The organism is Streptomyces sp. NPDC050315 (assembly GCF_040655775.1).
Lineage (GTDB): Bacteria > Actinomycetota > Actinomycetes > Streptomycetales > Streptomycetaceae > Streptomyces.
The window spans coordinates 65,028-84,624 of sequence record NZ_JBFAKN010000006.1 but is presented as its reverse complement, the minus strand read 5'-3'; the positions used below and the strand labels follow the sequence as shown (position 1 = coordinate 84,624).

The window sequence follows — 19,597 nt, the reverse complement described above, 5'->3', positions numbered from 1 at the left end:
GCGGCTGCCATGCCCACTCACGTGCCTGCCGAGGCCCACGGCGACGAGCGCGGCGCGCTCCTGGCCTTCCTGGAAGTGCAGCGCGGCGGGCTCCGCCGGACACTGCTCGGCCTGACCGACGAGGCGGCCGCGAGCCGCCCCAGCGCGAGCGAGCTGTCCCTCTCCGGGCTGCTCAAGCACGTCGCGGAGGCCGAGCTGAACTGGCTGGACCTGGCTCACCAGCGCCCGTCCTCCATCAAGCGGGACCCGAGCGACTGGCAGCGCAGCTTCCGGCTGGAGGAGGGCGAGTCGGTCGCCAGTGTGCTCGCCTTCTACGACCGGGTGGCGCAGGAGACCGAGAAGTTCATCCGCTCGGTGCCGAGCCTGGACGACACCTTCCCGCTCCCCGAAGCACCGTGGTTCCCGCCGAACGCCCGGCAGTCCATGCGCTGGCTGATGCTGCACCTGATCGAGGAGACCGCCCGGCACGCGGGCCACGCCGACATCATCCGCGAGTCGCTGGACGGGAAGACCGCCTTCGTCCTGGTCGACGAGGAGCGGGAGCTGCTGCGCAAGGAGGCCGGCACCGGGCAGTAGCGTGCTGACCGGCAAGGTCACACCCGGGGACGAGGAGAGCGCGGGCGATGTCGGCGATCCGGCTGCTGGTACTGGGAGCCGTGCGGCAGCACGGCCGGACCCACGGCTACCAAGTACGCAGCGACCTGGAGTACTGGGGCGCCCATGAGTGGTCGAACGCCAAGCCCGGCTCGATCTACCACGCGCTGAAGCAGATGGCGAAGCAGGGACTGCTGCGCGCGCACGAGACCGCGCCGAGCACGGCAGGCGGGCCGCCGCGCACGGAGTACGAGCTGACGGACGCCGGGGAGGCGGAGTACTTCGCGCTGCTGCGTGCCGCGCTCTCCCAGCACGACCAGAAGGTGGACGTGCTGAGCGCCGGCATCGGCTTCATGGTCGACCTGCCGCGCCAGGAGGCGGTGGCCCTGCTGAGGGAGCGGGTGCGGGCCCTGGAGGCGTGGCGGGCCGAGGTCACCGGGCACTACGTCCCCGAGGACGGCCCGGAGCAGCTCGGCCACATCGGCGAGATCATGAACATGTGGGTGCACGCAGCGGACACCGGAGCCGAGTGGGCCCGCTCACTGATCACGCGCATCGAAGGGGGCGCCTACGTCTTCGCGGGCGAGGGCGCCCCCTTCGTGGGCGTACTGCCGGAGGGCACGGCGAACCCGTTCGCGGACAAGCCGCCGTTCCCGGGCTAGCCCCCTGGTCGCAGCCTCTCAGCCCGTGCCGGCCATCGACAGCTTCGCCGCGAAGCCCAGGAAGGCGGCGCCGGCGCCCGCGGTCAGGCCCGCGGTGAGGCGGCGCCGCTTGCGGAAGGTCGCGGCCAGATACGTACCGCTGAAGATCAGGATCGACAGGTACGTGAAGCTGAACAGCTGGGCCCACGCGCCGAGCGCCAGGAAGGACAGCGTCTGGTGCGCGTAGTGCGGATCGACGAACTGCACGAAGAAGGAGATGAAGAACAGGATCGCCTTCGGGTTGAGCAGGCTGACCACGAGGGCGCGGCGGTACGGCCGCTCGGTCTCCTCCTTGGGCCGCGCGGGCGAGGTGCCCTGCCCGTCCTTCTCGGCCTTACGGGCCTCCCGGCCGCGCCACATCGCCACCGCGCCGCGCAGCATCCCGATGGCCAGCCAGGTCAGATAGCCGGCGCCGGCGAACTTCACGACTCCGAAGGCCAGCGGGCTGGCCTGCAGCAGCGATGCCACGCCGCCCGCGGAGAGCGTCATCAGTACCGCGTCGCCGCACAGCACGCCGGCGGCCGCCCGGTAGGCCACCTTCGGGCCACGGCGCGCGGCGACCGAGACGACATACAGCGAGTTCGGGCCCGGCAGCAGGATGATCAGCGCGAGACCCGCGAGATACGTCGAAAGATCCGTTATCCCCAGCATGGCCGCAGGATGCCATCCGGAACCGGAAGGGTCACGCCGTTTCCGGGATGCGGACACGTCCCGCCCGGGGGTCGGGCTTGCACCTCACGCGACGTGAGGCAGCACCGTGAAGGCGTACCGAGAAGGGAGCGGAGATGACGTACTCCGTGGGACAGGTCGCCGGGTTCGCCGGTGTGACGGTGCGCACCCTGCACCACTACGACGAGATCGGACTGCTCTCGCCGAGCGCGCGCAGCCACGCGGGCCACCGGCGCTACGACGACGCCGACCTCGACCGGCTGCAGCGCGTCCTGTTCTACCGGGAGCTCGGCTTTCCGCTCGACGAGGTCGCGGCACTCCTGGACGACCCGGACGCCGATCCACAGGAACACCTGCGGAGGCAGCACGATCTGCTGACCGCCCGGATCGCCCGGCTCCAGGAGATGGCCGCGGCCGTGCAGACAGCGATGGAGGCACGCAGGATGGGCATCAATCTCACCCCCGAGGAGAAGTTCGAGGTCTTCGGCGACCACGACCCGGACCGGTACGCGGAGGAGGTCGAGCGCCGCTGGGGCCACACCGACGCGTACAAGGAGTCGCAGCGCCGCGCCGCCACGTACACCAAGGAGGACTGGCAGCGGCTCACGGCGGACTTCGACGCGCTCCACCGCCGGATGGGCGAGCTGCTGGCGCAGGGCGTGCCGGCCGACTCGGAGGCGGCGATGGACGTCGCCGAGGAGCACCGCCGCTTCATTTCCCGGCACCACTACGAGTGCTCGTACGAGATGCACACCTGTCTCGGCGAGATGTACGTCGCGGACGAGCGGTTCACCGCCACGTACGAGGCCATCAGGACCGGGCTCGCGGCCTACATGCGGGACGCGATGCTCGCGAACGCGGTCCGCCGTTCCTGAGGGGCTCCGGGGCGCCGGAGCGGGCAGCTGGAACCAAGGGGCGGCACGAGGCGTTGATAGCTTTGGGCCGCATACTGCGCCTGTACCCCGCTTCCGCCTACCGACCGATCCGGCGCCCTCGACCCAGGAGCCCTGCCCACCGTGAACACTCTCGCGCTCGGCCCCCAGTGGCTGGACCCGGACTTTCTGATCAGCACATTCGGCCTGATCGGCGTTCTGGTCATCGTCTTCGCGGAGTCCGGTCTGCTGATCGGCTTCTTCCTGCCCGGCGACTCCCTGCTCTTCACGACCGGCCTGCTGGTCACGGCGGGGAAGCTGGACAAGCCGCTGTGGCTGGTGTGTCTGCTGATCGTGCTCGCGGCGGTGCTGGGCGACCAGGCGGGCTATCTCTTCGGCCGGAAGGTCGGGCCCTCGCTGTTCAAGCGGCCCGACTCCAAGCTGTTCAAGCAGGAGAACGTCGAGAAGGCCCACGAGTTCTTCGAGAAGCACGGCCCGAAGTCGCTGATCCTGGCCCGCTTCGTGCCGATCGTGCGGACGTTCACGCCGATCATCGCGGGCGTGAGCCGGATGAACTACCGCTCGTTCATCACCTTCAACGTCATCGGCGGCATGCTGTGGGGCGCGGGCGTGACGCTGCTCGGCGCCGCGCTGGGCGGCGTCGAGTTCGTGCACAAGAACATCGAGGCCATCCTCGTCCTGATCGTGCTGATCTCCGTCGTCCCGATCGTCATCGAGTACCTCCGCGGCCGGAAGAAGAGCAAGCAGGCGGCCGCCGAGCGCGCCGAGCGCGCCGAGGACCGGGGCGTGCCGCAGGGCGGCCCCGCGGACGCCACCCAGCCGATGCCGCGCGTCCCGTACGAGGGCGAGGAGCGTGCCCCGTACGGCGGCGGCCGGGGCGGTCACGAGCCGTCTCCGTACGGCGCGCAGCAGGACGGGCCCCAGTACGGCCGCCAGCAGCAGCCCCCGTACGGACAGCAGCAGCCCCCGTACGGCCGCGGACAGGCCCCGTACGGCCAGGGCCAGTCGTCTCCGTACGGACGGCAGGATCCGGCCTCTTACGGCGGACAGCAGGCCCCCTACGGAGGGCAGCAGGCATCCTCCTACGGTGAGCAGCAGGCGCCTCGGGCGCAGCAGTCGCCGTACGGCCGGCAGGACGCTCCGCAGGCCCCGCAGGCGCCGTACGGACAGCAGTCGCAGCAGCCCCAGCAGCCCCCGTACGGCGGGCAGTCCGGGCCCGCTCCGTACGGCCGTCCCGCGCAGCAGCCGGGCGGGCCGGAGCAGTATTATTCAGAGCCGCAGCACCCTCAGCAGGGGCCGCAGCAGCCGCACCCCCAGGATCACCAGCAGCCTCCGGGTGAGGGGCGCCGCGGCCGCCACGCCAAGCGCTGACCGGCTGCGCAGCACATCCCCCGTACCGCACCGCCCTTGGGCGTCCCTTCCGTTCCGCGCTGCCGCGGAGTGGTTCAGGGGCGCCTTCGCGGCGTCCAGGGCGGGTTCACCCCCCACCCCATTTCCCACCACTCTGCGAACCCCCGCCCCGCGCGCCAGGGGCGGCGATCAGGCATGGTGGCTTTGACGACGGACGCAGCAGGCGCACGAGGAGCGAGGAGCAGTGGCGTCGGACCCGGAGACCCCCGAGGACCGCAAACCCCAATCGGACGAAGCGCGGAGCGCGTTCACCCCGCCGCTCGGCGTGCCCCAGCCCCCACTGCACGAGGACGAGCACCCCACCTCGGAATTCGCCCTCCCGGAGGGAATGCGGGCCGAGGCGCCCGCCGAGCCGGAGGGGTCCGCCTTCGCGCCCCCGGGCAGCAGCGCCCCCAACGGCGCAACCGGCTCCACCACGGGCACCCACCGGCTGCCCACCACGCCCGCCGGCTGGCCCGCCTTCACCCCGCCGCACGGCATACCGGTCGTCAGCCTGACCAAGGACGTCCCCTGGCAGGACCGGATGCGCACGATGCTGCGGATGCCGGTCACCGAGCGCCCGGCCCCCGAGCGGATCGAGCGCCACGACGAGACCGGCCCCGCCGTGCCGCGCGTGCTCGACCTCACGCTCCGTATCGGCGAGATCCTGCTCGCCGGCGGTGAGGGGGCGGAGGACGTCGAGGCGGCGATGTTCGGCGTCGCCCACGCGTACGGCCTGGAACGGGTCGAGCCCACGGTCACGTTCACGCTGCTGTCGATCTCGCATCAGCCCTCGCTGGTGGACGACCCGGTGACGGCCAGCCGCACGGTCCGCCGGCGCGGCGTGGACTACACCCGGCTCTCCGCGGTCTTCCAACTGGTCGACGACATCACCTCGGACGGCATCACCCTGGAGGAGGCGTACCGCGGCCTCGCCGAGATCCGGCGGAACCGCCACCCGTACCCCAGCTGGGCGCTCACCGTGGCGTCCGGCCTGCTGTCCGGCGCGGCGAGCATGCTGGTCGGCGGTGGCCTGACGGTCTTCGTCGCGGCCGCCATAGGGTCGATGCTCGGCGACCGGCTGGCGTGGCTGGCGTCCGCGCGCGGGCTGCCGGAGTTCTACCAGTTCGTGGCCGCGGCGATGCCGCCCGCCGCGATGGGCGTGGCGCTGAGCATGACGCACACCGGCGTGCAGGCGTCGGCGGTCATCACCGGTGGCCTCTTCGCGCTGATCCCGGGACGGGCGCTGGTCGCGGGCGTACAGGACGGCCTGACGGGTTACTACATCACCGCCGCCGCACGTCTGCTGGAGGTCGGCTACCTCATCGTCGGCATCGTCATCGGGGTGCTCGGCGTGCTGTACATCGGAGTCCAGCTGAGCGCGCACACGCTGAACCCGGAAGAGGGCTTCGGAACGTTCGACGAGCCGGTGGTCCAGATCATCGCCTCGCTGCTGCTGGCGCTGTCCTTCTGTGTGCTGCTTCAGCAGGAACGTCACACCGTGCTGTTCGCGACCTTCAACGGCGGCGTGGCCTGGGTGATATACGGCGCCCTCACGCAGGCGAAGATCCACCCGGTGGTCGCCACCACGATCGCGGCCGGCCTGGTGGGCCTTTTCGGCCAGTTGCTGTCCCGGTACCGCTACGCGTCCGCGCTGCCGTACGTCACGGCGGCCATCGGCCCGCTGCTCCCCGGTAGCGCGACGTACTTCGCGCTGCTCAACTTCGCCCAGGGCAACCTGGACGCCGGCGTCTCCTCGCTGATCAAGGCCATCTCCCTGGCCCTGGCCATCGCGGTCGGCGTGAACCTCGGTGGCGAGGTGGCCCGCCTCTTCATCAAGGCCCCCAGCGGCGAGGAAGCAGCCACCCGCCGCGCGGCGAAGCGGACGCGCGGCTTCTAAAACCCAGCCCGTCCGGTAAGACCCAGCCCGTCCGGCGTTTGAGGACAATCTTGTACGCCGATGGGCGGGCACCCGCAGATGCCCGCCCACCGGCGTATCACTCAGCAGGGCTCAGTCGGAAAAACCGAGCCGCCAGGCTCTCAGTGCTTGCCGCCCTGCGCCTCCAGGCGCTTGAACGAAGCCTCGATCTCGGCCTCGGCCTCGCTGCGGCCGACCCAGTTCGCGCCCTCGACCGACTTGCCCGGCTCCAGGTCCTTGTAGACCTCGAAGAAGTGCTGGATCTCCAGGCGGTCGAACTCCGACACGTGGTGGATGTCGCGCAGGTGCTCCACGCGCGGGTCCGAGGCCGGGACGCACAGCAGCTTGTCGTCGCCGCCGGCCTCGTCGGTCATGCGGAACATGCCGATGGCGCGGCACTTGATGAGGCAACCCGGGAAGGTCGGCTCGTCCAGGATGACCAGCGCGTCCAGCGGGTCACCGTCCTCGCCGAGGGTGTTCTCGACGAAGCCGTAGTCGGCCGGGTAGCTGGTCGAGGTGAAGAGTCGACGGTCCAGGCGGATCCGACCGGTCTCGTGGTCCACCTCGTACTTGTTCCGCGAACCCTTCGGGATCTCGATGGTGACGTCGAACTCCACGGGTGGCTCCTCCATGATCAACACATACGTCTGGTGATTAAGTGTCCCCCACGCAGGTGTGTGGTGGCGAAAGGGGCTGGGTCCAAAGTGCCGGAGACCAGGTCGTGGCAGGTCAGGTGGGTCGGCCGGTGCCGTTCCTGCATACGGGCGACAGCCGGTGCCGGCCGGGGCGCCGCACAGTTCGTGGCCGATGAATGGTTCTTCGCCCGCCAGTGGTGGCGGCGGACCCCTGTACAGCGCAAACGGACCTGGCAGCTGACGGCCGGCTCCGCTGTCGCCGGTCTCGCGGTCGCGGCCGGCGCGGTGGCGGCGGCCGGTCCGTGGGACTCCGGCCAGCGTACGGCCGAACGGGCCCGCGCGGCCCGCTGGGACGGCCGAGGTGGCGAGCGTCACGGCGACGGAACCCCGGCTCCCGGCGCCGCGCCCGTCCTGGCGGCCCTGGGCGCCCCTGTGAAGGGCGGCGGCGACAGCGCCCCGCCCCCGACCCGCAGCGGCCTCGCGGACGCCCTGGCGCCCCTGCTGAAGGCGCCCGAGCTGGGCCCGGTACGGACCGCTTCGGTCGTGGACGTGGCCACCGGCCGCGAGGTCTTCGCCAGCCACGCGGGCCGGACCACGACCCCCGCCTCCGTGATCAAGCTGGGCACCGCCGTGGCCGCCCTCACCGCCCTCGGCCCCGATCACCGCTTCACCACGAAGGCCGTACAGGACGGCCGTACGAAGGACGGCACCCCGCGCATCGTCCTCGTGGGCGGCGGCGACCCGACCCTCACCGCCCGCACGCCGAAGCCCGGTACGCCGACCGCGCAGCGCCCCGCCGCGCTCGGCGACCTCGCCGCCGACACCGCGCGCGCCCTCAAGAAGCGCGGCACGAAAAAGGTCACCCTCGGTTACGACGACTCGCTCTACAAGGGCTCGCCGCAGCACCCGATCGGCCCCAACGAGAACCTCGCACCCATCACCGCCCTCACCGCCGACGAGGCCCGCCTGGACACCAGCAGCCACGGCCCCGCGCCCCGCGCCGCCGACCCGTCCGCCGAGGCCGCCCGCGCCTTCGCCGACGACCTGCGCGCCCACGGCATCGCGGTCACCGGAGCGCCCCGGGACGCCGAGGCCCGCCGCACGGCCACCCGGCTCGCCGCCGCCCGCTCCCTACCGCTCTCGGCCATCGTCGAGCGAATGCTCACGCACAGCGACAACGACATCGCCGAACAGCTGGCCCGCCAGACGGCCGTGGCCACCGGAGCACCGACGACCTTCAAGGGCGGGGGCCGCGCAGTACAGCGCACACTCGAACAGCTCCGCCTTCCTGTGGCGCGGACCGTCTTCCACGACGGCAGCGGCCTGGACCGCGAGGACCGGGTCTCCGCCGCCCTGCTGTCCCACGTACTGCTGCTCGCCGCCCACCCCGACCACCCGGAGCTCCGCCCGGTCCTCACCGGCCTCCCCGTGGCCGGTTTCACCGGCACCCTGGAGGCCAGGTACGCCGACGAACGGGCGGGCGCCGGTGCCGTACGCGCCAAGACCGGCACGCTCACCGGCGTGAACACCCTCGCCGGCACCGTCGTCGACGCCGACGGCCGGCTGCTGACCTTCGCCTTCATGACCAATGGCACGAGCGACGGATACGGGGCGCAGCGGTCCCTCGACCGGCTCGCCTCGGCGGTGGCCAACTGCGGCTGCCGGTGATGCGGCACGCCCGCAGGCGTACCCCGTATGCGACACCGGCCACCGCACAGTGCCCCGTATGCGGCGCCGCCCACCGCCGAGCGCCGCGAATCGGCTACCCCCCGGCCGAGCGCACCCGTACCGTGAAGTCATGACGAGCATCGGTGGTGCCGAGATGGTCGACTGGAATCTCGCGGTGACGACCGCGTCCCGCTTCGTACGGCCGGGCCCAGAGGTGAGCCGCGACGAGGCCCGCGCGGTCGTCGCCGAGCTGCGCAGGCACGCGAAGGCCGCCGAGGAGCATGTGCGCGCGTTCACCCGCATGACCCCACCGGGGAGCGAGGGCGCGGCGGCCCATGACACGCCCGTACTGGTCGTGGACCGGCCCGGCTGGATCCGCGCCAACGTCGCCGGTTTCCGCGCCGTACTGAAGCCGCTGCTGGAGAAGATGCAGGAGCGCCGCTCCTCGCTCCCCGGTGGCGCGGTGATAGGCGCGGTCGGCGGCAAGGTGACCGGCGTCGAGCTGGGCATGCTGCTGTCCTTCCTGGCCTCCCGGGTGCTCGGCCAGTACGAGACCTTCGCGCCGCCCACCCGGGACCTGCCCGCGGGCGCCCGTGGGGGCCGGCTGCTGCTCGTCGCGCCGAACATCGTGCACGTCGAGCGCGAGCTCGAAGTGGAGCCGCACGACTTCCGGCTGTGGGTCTGCCTGCACGAAGAGACGCACCGCACACAGTTCACGGCGGTGCCCTGGCTGCGCGACCACATCGAGGGCGAGGTGCAGTCGTTCCTCGGCGAGACCGAGATCGACCCCGGCACGCTCCTCGAACGGCTGCGGGAGGCCGCCCAGTCGCTGACCGGGGCCAAGCCCGAGGGCGAGGCCGGTGAGGACGACGGCGGCCGCAGCCTCGTCGACCTTGTGCAGACCAAGACGCAGCGCGAGATCCTCGGCCGGCTGACCGCCGTGATGTCCCTGCTGGAGGGGCACGCCGACTACGTCATGGACGGCGTCGGCCCGCAGGTCGTGCCCTCGGTGACGGAGATCCGGGAGAAGTTCCAGCAGCGCCGGGCGAGCGGCGCCGGGCGCCTGGACCAGGCGCTGCGCAAGCTCCTGGGGCTGGACGCCAAGCTGCGCCAGTACAGGGACGGCGAGCGCTTCGTACGGGCCGTCGTCGACGAGGTCGGTATGGACGGCTTCAACCGGGTATGGACCTCGCCGAACACCCTCCCGACCAAGCAGGAGATCGCCAAACCGGCGGACTGGGTCGCGCGGGTGCACCGCAAGGCGGACGGTGCGCCTTAGGAAGGAAGGGCGCCATGGACGCGCCGTAGGACAGAAGAACGCCCCCTCAATCACCCTTCTGAGGGACCGTGGCCCGGGGAGAGGCGTGCAATGCTCGGGTAACAGCTCTTCTCTGTCACCATCGAGACACTCTGAGTGACTGCCCCGGGGATCGCCCGGCGATCCCCCCGGCGCTCGACCCCGAGATGCTCCCGGTGGGCCGGACGGCAGCCGCCGTCCGGCCCGAGGCTCCCCCAGCTGAACGATTGGAAACGGACATGGGTCCCCATCCAGCGGTCGCCGCAATACGTTTGGCGGTCCGCCGCGTACTCCACGACGTCCTCACGTCCCACACCCGGCGGTCCGGCCCCGGCGCCCCGCCGCCCCTGGTGCTCGCCGCCTGCTCCGGCGGCGCCGACTCCATGGCGCTCGCCTCGGCCCTCGCCTTCGAAGCCCCGCGGCTCGGCGTCCGCGCCGGCGGCGTCACGGTCGACCACGGCCTCCAGGACGGCTCCGACACCCGTGCCGCCGAGGTCGTCCTCCGTATGCAGTCGCTCCACCTGGACCCGGCCGAGGCCGTCGCCGTCCAGGTCGGCAGGGACGGCGGCCCCGAAGCGGCCGCCCGCGAGGCCCGGTACGCAGCCCTGGACGATGCGGCGCGACGGCACGGCGCCGACGCCGTCCTCCTCGGCCACACCCGCGACGACCAGGCCGAGACCGTGCTCCTCGGCCTCGCCCGCGGCTCCGGCACCCGCTCGCTGTCCGGCATGGCCGCCGTCTCCGGCACCGACGGCCGCTACCGCCGCCCCTTCCTCGAGATCGACCGGCAGACCGCCCGCAAGGCGTGCCTGATCCAGTCGCTGCCCGTCTGGGACGACCCGCACAACACCGACCCCTCATACACCCGCTCCCGCCTCCGCCACGAGGGCCTGCCGGCGCTGGAGAAGGCGCTCGGCAAGGGTGTCGTCGAGGCCCTCGCCCGTACGGCGCAGCTCTCCCGCGACGACGCCGACGCGCTGGACTCCTGGGCCGTCGAGGCCGAGCGCGGTGTGGCCGATGCCACCGGTGCGCTGGATGTGGCCGCGCTGTACTCGCTCCCCCCTGCGGTGCGCCGCAGAGTGCTCCGCCGAGCCCTGCTGCGTGCGGGCTCACCTGCGGGTTCGCTCTTCGCGCGGCACATCGAGGAGGTCGACCGGCTGATCACCGCATGGCGGGGTCAGGGGGCCATCGACCTCCCCGGGCTGGTGGGTGTGCGTCGGCAGGGTGGCAAACTGGTCATCCGGCAGGGCTGAGCCGAGCGGGACCGCCGGGACGGCTGAGTCGATGACGGTCTAATGACACCGAACCGAGCGAAAGTGGCACGGGTGGACGACAAGGACATGGGTTCCGACCTTCAGTCGGTGCTCATCACCAAAGAAGAGATCGACGCGAAGCTGGCCGAGCTGGCCGCGAAGATCGACGCGGAGTACGCGGGCAAGGAGCTGCTCATCGTCGGCGTCCTGAAGGGCGCCGTGATGGTGATGGCGGACCTGGCGCGTGCGCTGTCCACCCCCGTCACGATGGACTGGATGGCCGTGTCGTCGTACGGCGCGGGCACCCAGTCCTCCGGCGTGGTCCGCATCCTCAAGGACCTGGACACCGACATCAAGGGCAAGCACGTCCTGATCGTCGAGGACATCATCGACTCCGGCCTGACGCTGTCCTGGCTGCTGTCGAACCTCGGCTCGCGCGAGCCGGCCTCGCTGGAGGTCTGCACGCTGCTGCGCAAGCCGGAAGCGGCCAAGGTCGACATCGACGTGAAGTGGATCGGCTTCGACATCCCCAACGAATTCGTCGTGGGATACGGCCTGGACTTCGCCGAGAAGTACCGCAACCTGCCGTTCGTCGGCACGCTCGCGCCGCACGTCTACGGCGGCTGACGCCCGGCCGGCGGTGCCGGACAGGGCTCGGAAAGCACCTCGTGCCGGACGGCGGGAACCCTCAGCGGTCTCCCGCCGTTGGAGCAGGGAGGGCGGAATCCAAGTCGCATTGTTCCCCACGGGCAGCGGCGTCGGGTGACAATGCTGGGGTACCGTCCGAAGGTCAGTCTTTTTCGGGCCAGTAATACACCGTACGCACGACCAGACCTCCCCGAGGGCTGGAGTGCCTCACTGTGGCAGGAGGGACGGGGCCTTTAGGGCTCCGTATGGATGGACGTGAAGCGATACTTCCGTGGGCCGGTCATGTGGATCGTGCTGGCCGTCCTCGCCGTGGTCGTGTTGATGCAGGTCGTCAGTTCGTCCGGCGGCTACAAGACGGTGGACACCGGTCAGGTCGTCAAGGCGATCACCGACAACAAGGTGCAGTCCGCCGAGCTGACGACCGGCGACGAGATGAAGATCAAGGTCGACCTCTCCGGCAGCAACAAGGTCGAGGGTTCCGACAAGATCCAGTCGAGCTACATCGGCGACCAGGGCGTGGACCTGGCCAAGACCCTGCAGTCCAAGTACCAGACGGGCGACATCAAGGACGGGTACACCGTCTCGCCGCAGAAGCAGAGCCCCTTCGTGGGCATGCTGCTCTCGCTGCTGCCGTTCGTCCTGATCGTCGTCGTGTTCCTGTTCCTGATGAATCAGATGCAGGGCGGCGGCTCCCGGGTCATGAACTTCGGCAAGTCCAAGGCCAAGCTCATCACCAAGGACACCCCCAAGACGACGTTCTCGGACGTCGCCGGGTCGGACGAGGCGGTCGAGGAGCTCCATGAGATCAAGGAGTTCCTGCAGGAGCCGGCCAAGTTCCAGGCCGTGGGCGCCAAGATTCCCAAGGGCGTACTGCTGTACGGCCCGCCCGGTACGGGCAAGACGCTCCTCGCGCGCGCCGTCGCGGGCGAGGCGGGCGTGCCCTTCTACTCGATCTCCGGCTCCGACTTCGTCGAGATGTTCGTGGGTGTCGGCGCCTCGCGCGTCCGTGACCTCTTCGAGCAGGCCAAGGCGAACGCCCCGGCGATCGTCTTCGTCGACGAGATCGACGCCGTCGGCCGGCACCGCGGTGCGGGCCTGGGCGGCGGTCACGACGAGCGCGAGCAGACGCTGAACCAGCTGCTCGTCGAGATGGACGGCTTCGACGTGAAGGGCGGCGTCATCCTGATCGCCGCCACGAACCGGCCGGACATCCTCGACCCGGCGCTGCTGCGCCCGGGCCGTTTCGACCGGCAGATCGCGGTCGACCGCCCGGACATGCAGGGCCGGCTGGAGATCCTCAAGGTTCACCAGAAGGGCAAGCCGGTCGCGCCCGACGTCGACCTCAGCGCCGTGGCCCGCCGTACGCCCGGCTTCACCGGCGCGGACCTGAGCAACGTCCTCAACGAGGCCGCGCTGCTCACCGCCCGCAGCGACAAGAAGCTGATCGACAACCACTTCCTGGACGAGGCGATCGACCGGGTCGTGGCCGGACCGCAGAAGCGGACCCGGATCATGTCGGACAAGGAAAAGAAGATCACCGCGTACCACGAGGGCGGACACGCCCTGGTCGCGGCGGCTTCGCCGAACTCCGACCCGGTCCACAAGATCACGATCCTGTCCCGCGGCCGCGCGCTCGGCTACACGATGGTGCTCCCGGACGAGGACAAGTACTCCACCACCCGCAACGAAATGCTCGACCAGCTGGCATACATGCTGGGCGGCCGCGCGGCGGAGGAGCTGGTCTTCCACGACCCGACGACGGGTGCGGCGAACGACATCGAGAAGGCGACCGCCACGGCCCGCGCGATGGTCACGCAGTACGGCATGACCGAGCGGCTCGGCGCGATCAAGTTCGGCTCCGACAACTCCGAGCCCTTCCTGGGCCGCGAGATGTCCCACCAGCGCGATTACTCGGAAGAGGTCGCGGCCCTGGTGGACGAGGAGGTCAAGAAGCTGATCGAGACCGCGCACAACGAGGCGTGGGAGATCCTCGTCGAGAACCGTGATGTTCTCGACAACCTGGTCCTGGCCCTCCTGGAGAAGGAGACCCTGGGCAAGGAGGAGATCGCCGAGATCTTCAAGCACATCGTGAAGCGCCCGTCCCGCCCCGCGTGGACCGGCTCCTCACGGCGTACGCCCTCCACCCGCCCGCCGGTGCTCGCTCCCAAGGAGCTGGCCGCGGCCAACGGCGCGACGACCGTGACGCCCACCGTCTCCACGGAGAAGGTGGAGCTCCCGGAGGACTCCGGCAGCAGCGAAGCGTGACAGGTCAGCCGCTTGCCACAGCGGCCCCGGAATGAATGCCGCGTCCCCCAGGTTCTAGCCTGGGGGACGCGGCATTCCGCGGTTCGTAGCGGGGTGAATGACGGAACGAGGCACGAGATGACCGACCCGGTGACGCTGGACGGCGAAGGCAAGATCGGCGAGTTCGACGAGAAGCGCGCCGAGAACGCCGTGCGTGAGCTCTTGATCGCGGTCGGCGAGGACCCGGACCGCGAGGGTCTGCTGGAGACGCCGGCGCGGGTGGCGCGGGCGTACAGGGAAATATTCGGGGGCCTCTGGCAGAAGCCCGAGGACGTCCTCACGACGACCTTCGACCTCGGTCATGACGAGATGGTGCTGGTCAAGGACATCGAGGTGATGTCCTCCTGCGAGCACCACCTGGTGCCGTTCGTCGGTGTCGCGCACGTCGGCTACATCCCGTCCACCGACGGCAAGATCACCGGGCTGTCCAAGCTGGCCCGCCTGGTGGACGTCTTCGCCCGCCGTCCGCAGGTCCAGGAGCGGCTGACCACGCAGATCGCCGACTCCCTCATGGAGATACTGGAGCCGCGCGGCGTGATCGTCGTCGTCGAGTGCGAGCACATGTGCATGACGATGCGGGGCGTCCGGAAGCCGGGTGCCAAGACGACCACGTCCGCCGTCCGGGGCCAGCTGCGGGACGCGGCGACCCGGGCCGAGGCGATGAGCCTGATTCTCGCCCGCTGAGCGCTAAGCGCTGAGCCGTCCCCCCAGCCAGGACAGGGCGGCCGGGATTTCCCGGCGCCAGGTGTTGAAGTTGTGGCCGCCACTGTCCAGGACGATGGACGAGATGCGGGTGGGCGACTTGGTGCCCGCTATGAAGCGCATCGTGTCGGCGTAGTTGGCTTCGCCCTGCTTACTGGTGGTGACCAGGAGGTTCACCGCGGGGGCCGGTAGGTGGCGCTGGCGCCACATGAGGTCGTTCTCGCGTTGCAGCCGGTCGTCGCCGACGAAGAGGTCGCCGGTGGTGGGGTCGAGGGGCGCCTCGTAGTAGCCGGAGAGGGCGACGCCCGTCGAGTACGCCTCCGGGTGGCGCATGGTCATCTTCAGGGCGCAGTAGCCGCCCGTGGAGTCGCCCATCACGCCCCAGCTGCGGGCGGCCGTGCCGGTGCGGTAGTGCGCGGCGATGTCCGCGCGCAGCTCCTTGGTGAAGAACGTCTCGGTCTGCGGGCCGCCCGGTATGTCCATGCACTCCGTGTCGCGCGGCGGGGCGACCGTCGGGCGGAGCATGACCAGGATGGTCGGCTGCATCGCGCCCTTCGCGACGAGCCGGCGCTCGGTCTGGGGGTAGTGCAGCTTCGTGTAGAGGGCCTCGGCGGTGCCCGGGTAGCCGGTGAGGACGACGGCCGCGGGGAAGCGCCGGTGGGCGTACCGGGGCTGGAAGTACTCCGGCGGCAGGTAGACGTACGCGGGGCTGGTGATGCCGGTGGCTTCGCCCCGTATCAGTACCTTGTCCAGCCGGCCGGCGATGTCGGCGCGCCGGTTGTCGTGCGGCAGGCCGGTCCGCTCCACACCCTGTCGTTTCAGGTCGGTGCCGCCGGGGCCGGTGGTGTGGTCGACCACGACACCGGTCTGGCGCTCCTGGCCGAAGAGGTCGGCCCAGGACGCGTAGAAGCCGAAAGCGTTGTTGACGGCCAGGCCGACCGAGGCGAAGAGGGTCAGCTGGGTCGCCAGCAGCAGCGCGATCCGGCCCGTCACCGCGCGCCAGGTACGGCCCGCGAGGCGCGGCCACAGCAGCACTGTCCAGGCGAAGAAAGCCACCGCGACCAGCACGGTGAGCGCCAGCACGGCCTTACTGGTGAGATCCATGTCCACTTCCTGCCGGGCGGCCGGACGGCCCGGTCGCCTGATGGAACCCCGGGCCCTGAAGCGCCGTCCTACAGCGCGAATTGTCCACGTAGTGGTGACTTTGATGCTCCGCGTTCCGAAGGTCGGGCGGCTTGAGGAGCGGGCGACGGGAAAGTGATGTCTGACAGGCTAGATGGCGAAAAGTCCGGAGTGGTTGCGTGGCGTCGCGCACGCTGGGTGCGGGGACCGCGCCCGGAAGCGGTGCCCACGGCGGTCGGTACGGCCTGCACGCTGATCGGTCTGCTGAACGTGGCGTCCGGAGTGTTCCCCCGCTTCCGGCACAGCCGGATGCACGCGCTGGCGGAGGTACTGCCGGGCGCGGTGAGCCCGCTCGCCGCGGCCGCTTCGATCGTGGTGGGCCTGCTGCTCCTGCTGCTGGCGCACGGTCTGAAGCGGCGCAAGCGCCGGGTGTGGCTCGCCGCGGTGACGCTGCTCCCGGTGGGCGCGGCGGCGCAGTTCGCGTACCGCCACTCCGTCATCGGAGCGGTGCTCTCGCTGGCGCTGCTGGCCTATCTGGTGTGGCACCGCCGGGAGTTCGCGGCGCTGCCGGACCCGCGCAGCCGCTGGAAGGCGCTGCTGAACTTCGTCGTGCTGGGCGGCTTGAGCGTCGGCCTCGGCATGGTGATCGTCAACGCCCACCCGCACCGCACCGTCGGCGACCCGACCGTCTGGGCGGAGCTGGAGCACGTGGTGTGGGGCCTGTTCGGCTTCGAGGGGCCCGTGGCGTACACCCACCACGTCGACTACACGGTCGGTTACTCGCTCGGCGCGCTCGGCCTGCTGACCCTGGCGACCACCGCGTACCTGGCCTTCCGGCCCGAGCAGCCGGCCGCCCGGCTCACGGTGGGGGACGAGGACCGGCTGCGGGAGCTGCTGGCCCGGCACGGCAGCCGGGACTCGCTCGGCCACTTCGCGCTCCGCCGCGACAAGGGCGCGGTCTTCTCGCCCAGCGGCAAGGCGGCGGTCTGCTACCGCGTGGTCTCCGGGGTGATGCTGGCCAGCGGCGACCCCATCGGGGACGTCGAGGCGTGGCCGGGTGCGATCGAGCGCTTCATGGAGGAGGCGCGGGCGCACTCCTGGACGCCCGCGGTGATGGGCTGCTCCGAGACCGGCGGCGAGGTGTGGACCCGGGAGACGGGTCTGGACGCGCTGGAGCTGGGCGACGAGGCCATCGTGGACGTGGCGGACTTCACGCTCTCGGGGCGCGCGATGCGCAACGTACGGCAGATGGTCAAGCGCATCGAGCGCAACGGGTACGAGACCAGGGTGCGCCGGGTGACCGAGCTGTCCCCGGAGGAGGTCGAGGCGGTCCAGCGGGCCGCCGACGGCTGGCGGGGCACCGCCACCGAGCGCGGCTTCTCGATGGCGCTGGGCCGGATCGGCGACCCCCGGGACGGGGACGCGGTGATCGCCACGGCGCACCGCGCACCCGAGGAGGGCGAGGTGCCGGGCCCCTACGGGGACCTGAAGGCCGTACTGCACTTCGTACCGTGGGGCCCGGACGGCATGTCGCTGGACCTGATGCGGCGCGACCGCAGCGCCGACCCCGGGATGAACGAGCTGCTGATCGTCGCCGCCCTGCAGGCGGCACCGAAGCTGGACGTGACCAGGGTCTCCCTGAACTTCGCGATGTTCCGCTCCGCGCTGGCCCGCGGCGAGAAGCTGGGCGCGGGGCCGGTGCTGCGCACGTGGCGCGGCCTGCTGGTGTTCCTCTCGCGCTGGTTCCAGATCGAATCGCTGTACAAGTTCAACGCCAAGTTCCAGCCGCGCTGGGAGCCGCGCTTCGTGGTCTTCCGGGCCACCCGGGACCTGCCGCGGATCGGCTTCGCGGCGATGCAGGCGGAGGGGTTCGTACAGCTGGGGTTCCCCCGGCTGCTGCGCCGGCGGCGTCCGGAGCCCGTCGCGCGGCCGTGTGCGCACCGGGCCTCGGGGCTGCGCGGCACATCGGTCGAGCGGGCCGCCTGATCAGGGCCCGAGGGGCGGGCGCGGTGGCGGCCGGGCCGGCGGGGGAGTCGGCGAAGGGGTACGTACGCGGACGTACAGGCGTGCCCATACGTCCGCGTTCGCCCAGGTACGCGCGGTGCGCGGGGCGAGCGGCCCGGCCACAGCGCCTAGGCTGGATGTATGAGTACTTTGCGTGGCCGGGTGGCCGGTCTTCCCGAGTGGGACCGGTGCGCGGTCATGGGCGTGGTCAACGTGACGCCCGACTCGTTCTCCGACGGCGGCGACTGGTTCGACACCGAGCTCGCGGTCAAGCACGGCCTGGACCTGGTGGCCCAGGGGGCCGACCTGGTGGACGTGGGTGGCGAGTCGACCCGGCCCGGTGCCGCGCGGGTGGACGAGGCCGAGGAGCTGCGCCGCGTCATCCCGGTCGTACGGGAGCTGGCGGCGGCCGGCGTGGTGATCTCCGTGGACACCATGCGGGCCTCTGTCGCCGAGCAGTCGCTGGAGGCGGGCGCGCGGCTGGTCAACGACGTCAGCGCGGGCGCCGCCGACCCGGCGATGATCCCGGTGGTGGCTGCTGCGCACGCGCCGTTCGTGGTGATGCACTGGCGCGGTCAGTCCGTCGACATGAACGACCGGGCGGTCTACCGCGACGTGGTGGGCGAGGTCTTGGCCGAGCTGCGGGTGTCGATGGACCGTGCGGTCTCCGGGGGCATCGACCCGGAGCGCATCGTGATCGACCCCGGGCTGGGCTTCGCCAAGCAGGCCGAGCACGACCTGGAGCTGGTCGCGGGCCTGGAGCGGCTGCACGAGCTGGGCCGGCCGCTGCTGGTGGCCGCCTCGCGGAAGCGGTTCCTGGGCCGGGTGCTGGCCGGTGCCGGCGCCTCCGCCTCGGTGCCGCCGGCCCGGGAGCGGGACGCGGCGACGGCGGCGGTCACCGCCCTGTCGGCGCGCGAGGGTGCCTGGGCGGTCCGCGTGCACGAGGTGCGGGCGAGCGCCGACGCGGTACGGGTCGCGCGCGCCGTGGAGGCGGCCGGTTCCGCGGCCCGGCGCCCGGCGTAGAACGGGGCCCGGCAGGGCACAGGGCAGCCAGGTGGCGCGCGGTGTGCCCGGTGACGGGGGCGCGGGACGCGCCTTCGTGCACGTACGTGTGCACGCCCATAAGGACGCGAAGTACGTATGAGGAACATGACGGGAGCGGTGTGAGCGGTTTGAGCCCACGTACGGACATCGAGCTGGTGGAGCAGGCCAATACCGCGTTCTACGAGGCCATCGAGCGCGGTGATCACGAGGCGATGTCCGAGCTGTGGCTGGACGGCCAGGTGAGCGTGGTGCACCCTGGCTGGCCGGTGCTGCGCGGCCGCAGCGAGGTGCTGCGCTCCTATGCGCTGATCATGGCGAACACCGAGTACATCCAGTTCTTCCTCACCGATGTGGAGATCGACGTGGTGGCCGACACCGCGCTGGTGACCTGCACGGAGAACATCCTCAGCGGCGGACCGGCCGAGGAGGACGGCTCGGTGGGCCCGCTGATCGGCCAGCTGGTCGTGGCGACCAACGTCTTCCGGCGCACGGAGGACGGCTGGCGGGTGTGGTCGCACCACGGGTCGCCGGTCCTCGCCGACCGGGACGACGAGGACGACGAGGACGGCCCGGAGGACGAGGACGACGGCGTGGGCGGTCTCCCCGGCGGCCTGTGAGACGCGTCTCGGCGGGGCGGCGACCACCTGCTGAGACTTCTGAACGGGCGCGTGCACCGCGCTGACGTGGGCGGATACCGTGTCCGGGTCATCGGTCAGGGTCAGCGGGGTGACCGAGGGAGCACTCGTTCGAGCCAAG

Annotated in this window: 17 protein-coding genes; 14 read left to right on the top strand and 3 right to left on the bottom strand. The window is 71.2% G+C overall.

What is annotated here, in order from left to right:
• The first annotated feature begins 9 nt into the window (after nucleotides 1–9).
• Nucleotides 10–576 (top strand): DinB family protein, encoded by a 567-nt coding sequence (locus AB0I82_RS22615; RefSeq protein ID WP_363259155.1) that lies wholly within the window; start codon nucleotides 10–12, stop codon nucleotides 574–576.
• Between the two features lie 47 nt (nucleotides 577–623).
• Nucleotides 624–1,256: a PadR family transcriptional regulator gene (locus tag AB0I82_RS22610; protein ID WP_363259154.1), complete on the top strand. Its 633-nt coding sequence runs from the start codon at nucleotides 624–626 to the stop codon at nucleotides 1,254–1,256.
• A gap of 18 nt (nucleotides 1,257–1,274) precedes the next feature.
• Here the strand turns inward: AB0I82_RS22610 and leuE are convergent, their stop codons facing one another.
• On the bottom strand, nucleotides 1,275–1,946 hold the full coding sequence (leuE, locus tag AB0I82_RS22605; RefSeq protein WP_363259153.1) for a leucine efflux protein LeuE: 672 nt from the start codon (nucleotides 1,944–1,946) through the stop codon (nucleotides 1,275–1,277).
• Between the two features lie 134 nt (nucleotides 1,947–2,080).
• Between leuE and AB0I82_RS22600 the strand changes: the two genes are divergently transcribed.
• From AB0I82_RS22600 to AB0I82_RS22590, 3 genes are all read left to right on the top strand, one after another.
• Nucleotides 2,081–2,839 carry a MerR family transcriptional regulator gene (locus tag AB0I82_RS22600; protein WP_363259152.1) on the top strand — a complete coding sequence of 253 codons (759 nt, stop codon included), beginning with the start codon at nucleotides 2,081–2,083 and terminating at the stop codon, nucleotides 2,837–2,839.
• A gap of 141 nt (nucleotides 2,840–2,980) precedes the next feature.
• Complete coding sequence (locus tag AB0I82_RS22595; protein ID WP_363259151.1) at nucleotides 2,981–4,228, top strand: VTT domain-containing protein; 1,248 nt, start codon at nucleotides 2,981–2,983, stop codon at nucleotides 4,226–4,228.
• A gap of 223 nt (nucleotides 4,229–4,451) precedes the next feature.
• Nucleotides 4,452–6,146, top strand: a complete 1,695-nt coding sequence (locus tag AB0I82_RS22590; RefSeq protein ID WP_363259150.1) for a threonine/serine exporter family protein — start codon at nucleotides 4,452–4,454, stop codon at nucleotides 6,144–6,146.
• Between the two features lie 140 nt (nucleotides 6,147–6,286).
• On the opposite strand, the gene AB0I82_RS22585 is transcribed toward AB0I82_RS22590, so the two are convergent.
• Nucleotides 6,287–6,781 (bottom strand): inorganic diphosphatase, encoded by a 495-nt coding sequence (locus tag AB0I82_RS22585; RefSeq protein WP_030260327.1) that lies wholly within the window; start codon nucleotides 6,779–6,781, stop codon nucleotides 6,287–6,289.
• A 183-nt stretch (nucleotides 6,782–6,964) separates the two neighbouring features.
• Between AB0I82_RS22585 and dacB the strand changes: the two genes are divergently transcribed.
• The 6 genes from dacB (at nucleotide 6,965) to folE (ending at nucleotide 14,653) form a co-directional block, all read left to right on the top strand.
• On the top strand, nucleotides 6,965–8,467 hold the full coding sequence (gene dacB, locus AB0I82_RS22580) for a D-alanyl-D-alanine carboxypeptidase/D-alanyl-D-alanine-endopeptidase (RefSeq protein ID WP_363259149.1): 1,503 nt from the start codon (nucleotides 6,965–6,967) through the stop codon (nucleotides 8,465–8,467).
• A gap of 130 nt (nucleotides 8,468–8,597) precedes the next feature.
• On the top strand, nucleotides 8,598–9,746 hold the full coding sequence (locus tag AB0I82_RS22575) for a zinc-dependent metalloprotease (RefSeq protein ID WP_363259148.1): 1,149 nt from the start codon (nucleotides 8,598–8,600) through the stop codon (nucleotides 9,744–9,746).
• Nucleotides 9,747–10,003: 257 nt separating this feature from the next.
• Nucleotides 10,004–11,017, top strand: coding sequence for a tRNA lysidine(34) synthetase TilS (tilS, locus tag AB0I82_RS22570; protein WP_363259147.1), 1,014 nt, complete (start codon nucleotides 10,004–10,006; stop codon nucleotides 11,015–11,017).
• Between the two features lie 87 nt (nucleotides 11,018–11,104).
• Nucleotides 11,105–11,644, top strand: a complete 540-nt coding sequence (gene hpt / locus AB0I82_RS22565) for a hypoxanthine phosphoribosyltransferase (protein WP_031058519.1) — start codon at nucleotides 11,105–11,107, stop codon at nucleotides 11,642–11,644.
• 270 nt (nucleotides 11,645–11,914) lie between these two features.
• Nucleotides 11,915–13,930, top strand: coding sequence for an ATP-dependent zinc metalloprotease FtsH (gene ftsH, locus AB0I82_RS22560; protein WP_363259146.1), 2,016 nt, complete (start codon nucleotides 11,915–11,917; stop codon nucleotides 13,928–13,930).
• Nucleotides 13,931–14,047: 117 nt separating this feature from the next.
• Nucleotides 14,048–14,653: a GTP cyclohydrolase I FolE gene (gene folE, locus AB0I82_RS22555; protein ID WP_030260345.1), complete on the top strand. Its 606-nt coding sequence runs from the start codon at nucleotides 14,048–14,050 to the stop codon at nucleotides 14,651–14,653.
• A gap of 3 nt (nucleotides 14,654–14,656) precedes the next feature.
• Here folE and AB0I82_RS22550 read toward each other — a convergent pair whose 3' ends face one another.
• A complete protein-coding gene (locus AB0I82_RS22550; RefSeq protein WP_363259145.1) occupies nucleotides 14,657–15,775 on the bottom strand; it encodes an alpha/beta hydrolase-fold protein in 1,119 nt (372 codons plus the stop codon).
• A gap of 156 nt (nucleotides 15,776–15,931) precedes the next feature.
• Here AB0I82_RS22550 and AB0I82_RS22545 point away from each other — a divergent pair, with 156 nt between their 5' ends.
• From AB0I82_RS22545 to AB0I82_RS22535, 3 genes are all read left to right on the top strand, one after another.
• On the top strand, nucleotides 15,932–17,779 hold the full coding sequence (locus AB0I82_RS22545; protein ID WP_363259144.1) for a phosphatidylglycerol lysyltransferase domain-containing protein: 1,848 nt from the start codon (nucleotides 15,932–15,934) through the stop codon (nucleotides 17,777–17,779).
• 159 nt (nucleotides 17,780–17,938) lie between these two features.
• Nucleotides 17,939–18,820: a dihydropteroate synthase gene (gene folP / locus AB0I82_RS22540; protein WP_363259142.1), complete on the top strand. Its 882-nt coding sequence runs from the start codon at nucleotides 17,939–17,941 to the stop codon at nucleotides 18,818–18,820.
• Nucleotides 18,821–18,969: 149 nt separating this feature from the next.
• Complete coding sequence (locus tag AB0I82_RS22535) at nucleotides 18,970–19,458, top strand: nuclear transport factor 2 family protein (protein ID WP_030260354.1); 489 nt, start codon at nucleotides 18,970–18,972, stop codon at nucleotides 19,456–19,458.
• Nucleotides 19,459–19,597 lie beyond the last annotated feature (139 nt).